The organism is Rhodococcus sp. ARC_M12, assembly GCF_022810385.1.
Classification (GTDB): domain Bacteria; phylum Actinomycetota; class Actinomycetes; order Mycobacteriales; family Mycobacteriaceae; genus Rhodococcoides; species Rhodococcoides navarretei.
The window spans coordinates 1-3,321 of the sequence record NZ_JALGQI010000037.1; the positions used below are offsets into that span (position 1 = coordinate 1).

3 protein-coding genes are annotated in these 3,321 nt (G+C 60.7%); all 3 read right to left on the minus strand.

Features of this window, described 5'->3' with window-relative positions:
- Positions 1–587, minus strand: a 587-nt coding sequence (locus MTX35_RS25145) for a transglutaminase family protein (RefSeq protein ID WP_243597463.1), incomplete at its 3' end; no start/stop codon positions are given.
- Between the two features lie 69 nt (positions 588–656).
- Positions 657–1,865 carry an NAD(P)/FAD-dependent oxidoreductase gene (locus MTX35_RS25150; protein ID WP_068373920.1) on the minus strand — a complete coding sequence of 403 codons (1,209 nt, stop codon included), beginning with the start codon at positions 1,863–1,865 and terminating at the stop codon, positions 657–659.
- Positions 1,862–3,250, minus strand: a complete 1,389-nt coding sequence (locus MTX35_RS25155) for a cytochrome P450 (protein WP_027498265.1) — start codon at positions 3,248–3,250, stop codon at positions 1,862–1,864. The genes MTX35_RS25150 and MTX35_RS25155 overlap by 4 nt, the downstream gene beginning before the upstream one ends.
- Between the last annotated feature and the right edge of the window lie 71 nt (positions 3,251–3,321).

Sequence of the window (3,321 nt, forward strand, 5' to 3'; positions counted from 1 at the left end):
TCGAAGACTCCTCGCTCGCGGACATACTCCATGTGCTGAGCTCCGTCTGCGGTGAAGGCATGCATGAGAGCATCGCGATCGCCGTCGAATTCCACTGGCGGCACGCCGAAACGAGCGCACAACTCGACATTGAATGCCGGCGTGGCCTTCAACCACCGGCCCTCGATGTAGAGGCGACTGTAGCCGTGGTAGACGAACAGGTCGGTGCCGCCCATCAGCGCGCGCAACGTCTCGGTCTGCAGGTGATTTCGGACGTCGGCGAAGCCGAGCAGTGCCGGGATACCCGCCGCCCGGCACACTGCGGTCAACAGCACCGCCTTCGGGACGCAGTAAGCGCGCCCGGTCTCGAGGACGAAGCTCGCCCGATAGTGGGCCGGATCGTCCGACACGGTGTACGGGTCGTACCAGATCCGGTCGCGGACGGCGGCGAAGAGGCGTCTGGCCTTGTCACGGTCGCTGCTCGCATCCCCGATTGCCGCGGCGGTGAACGCCCGCACGGATTCGTGCTCGATGTCGAGGAAGTCCGTTGCTCCCAGGTACGCGTGTGGTGTCTGCGTCGTATGTGCCCCGGGCGGGCGGTCTGTCATGGTCATCGCTGATGTTCCCTTTTCTGAGCAAACCGGTTGCTGTTGTGTGCACAACGACCGAAGGATCGGTCAGTTGCGCGCGAGTCCGCCGAGCATCAGGTCTTCGCGTTGGACGGGGAGTCGCTGGGCGATCACCCGTTTGCTGTACATGAACTCGCGCGGGCGACCTATGCAGTCGGCGGCAATGAGCTCACCGGCCTGGAGATAGAAGCAACTGAAATCACTGTCGCGGCTGGGGTCACCACTGAGAACCACTTCGTCGTATCCAGTGTTGAGGCCGGCGATCTGCAGCTTGAAGTGATACTGATCTGACCAGAACCACGGCAACGCTTCGATTTTTCTGGACTTCCCGCAGGCGGTCGAGGCAGCGACTTTGGCCTGCTCTCCTGCGCTCGAGACGGACTCCAACCGTAGTCGACGGCCGTAACGGGCCATGTCGTGGCTCGCGCAGTCCCCCGCCGCCATGATGTCGGGGTCGTTGGTCCGAGTGTGATCGTCGATCACGATGCCGTTGTCGATGACAAGACCCGCATCGGCGGCGAGGTCGGTGTTCGGCTCGACGCCGACACCGACGATGACCAGATCTGCGGGGATCGATTCCCCGCTGGCCAAACTGACTTCACGAACCTCACGGTCACCGGACAGGCCTTCGACCATCGCGTTCGTTCTGATGTCGACTCCCTGCTCGCGATGTATCCGCTCGAAGAACGTCGATACCTCGGGAGCAGTGACCCGCTCGAGCACACGCCCAGTTGCCTCGAGAACTGTGACCTGCACGCCCAGTGCGCGCAGCGATGCCGCTGTCTCGAGTCCGATGTAGCCGCCTCCGACGATCACCACCCGCCGGCCAGGGCCGGTGGCCATACGGATCCTCTCGACGTCCGCTGCGGTGCGCAGGTAGTAGACCCCGTGGAGATCGGCCCCGGGAACGGTGAGCCGACGAGGGCGGGCTCCCGTGCACAGCGCGAGCTTGTCGTAGGCCAGCTTCTCCCCGGTGTCGAGAACGACGTTGCCTTCCGACCGAACGATGGCCTCCACCTGCGCGTTCAGGAGCTGAATACCTTGCTTGGAGTAGAAGTCCGTGCTGCGAATGGCGATATCGTCGAGTACGCATTTGCCCGCCAGGTATGCCTTCGACAGCGGGGGGCGTTGATAGGGAGTGGCAGACTCGTTACCGATGAGGACGATCTCGCCTGTCCAACCTTCTTGGCGCAAACTAGCTGCCAGTTGTGCCCCAGCATGGCTTGCGCCGACGATGATCGCCCGTTGCGATGTCATGCGCTGGAAGTAGGCGTCAGGCGCACCATCATCTTGCTGATGCCCCGCACGAAATTCGACTGAACGTACTCGGGGTCGCCGACGACCTCGATGTTCTCGAAGCGGGGAAGCAACTCCTCCCACAGAATCCGCAGCTGCATTTCGGCCAGCCGATTGCCCATACACCGGTGTACACCGAATCCGAACGCGATGTGATTGCGCGCATTGGCACGATCGATGATGAAATCATCAGGATTCTCGAAAACGCGTTCGTCGCGGTTACCCGAGGCATACCACATCACCAATTTGTCACCCTTGCGGATGAATTGTCCGTTCAGAACGGTGTCGGCTTTGGCGATTCGGCGCATGTACGCCAAGGGTGTTTGCCATCGGATGATTTCCGAGTTCATGTTGGGGATCAAATCGGGATTGGCCTTCAATTTCTCGAACTGGTCGGGGAATTGGTTCAACGCAAGAACGCCACCGCTCATCGAGTTACGCGTCGTGTCGTTCCCACCGACGATCAGCAGGACGAGGTTGCCCAGAAATTCCATCGGACGATCGATCAGATCCTTGGTGTCCTCGTTGCTCTGCAACATGGTGATCAGATCGAAACCGGACTCTTCCCCTGCAGACCTCCTGGCTGCTTTGTCATGCCAGAGAGCGCTGAGGCCACGCGCCATGTCACGCATGCCCTCGAACACCTCGTCGTTGTCCGAGGGCCCACCGTTGGCTTGCTCCATCGAGGTTGCCAAATCGGACCAGTAGACGAGTTTGCGGCGTTGTTCGTAGGGGAAATCCAGAAGAGTTGCGAGCATCCGAGCTGTCAACTCGATCGAGACATTCTGCACCCAGTCGAACGGCTCGTTCAAGGGGAGGTCGTCCAATACCTCCCGTACCCGCGATCGGATCAGTCCCTCCATCTCCCGGAGGTTCTTCGGTGCGACAACCCCCTGGACGGCAGCGCGCTGCTTGTCGTGGCGTGGCGGGTCCATCGCGATGAACATCTCGATATCGAGAAACCGGGGCGGGACGCCGATGACGATGAACGGTTCGGCCGAGAACACAGCGTGGTTCTTGTCGACGGCCACGATATCGGCATGGCGCGTGACCGACCAGAACGGGCCGAACGGACTGTTGGGTTGGTAATGAACCGGTGCCTCGTTCCGCACGCGCTCGAAGTACGACTGCCACCGCCCTTGTCTGTAGAGAAAGGGGTTACTGAGGTCGATGTCGGCGAGCTCGACATCCTCGACCGGTGGGATGGGACTTTCGACGAAGATCTTCTTGCCATTCGTGCCAGTCACCCACCGTCGGGTCTTGTCGTACAGATGAGCGCCCTGGATCTGCAGCCCTATAGGGATGGTCGACTGGACCTTGTCGGTGATCGACTCAGAAACTTTCATGCTGTCGTGCCTGCCTTTCACACATCACAATTGGAATTCAGGTGTTCGAACGATCAGGCCATCCCACGCTT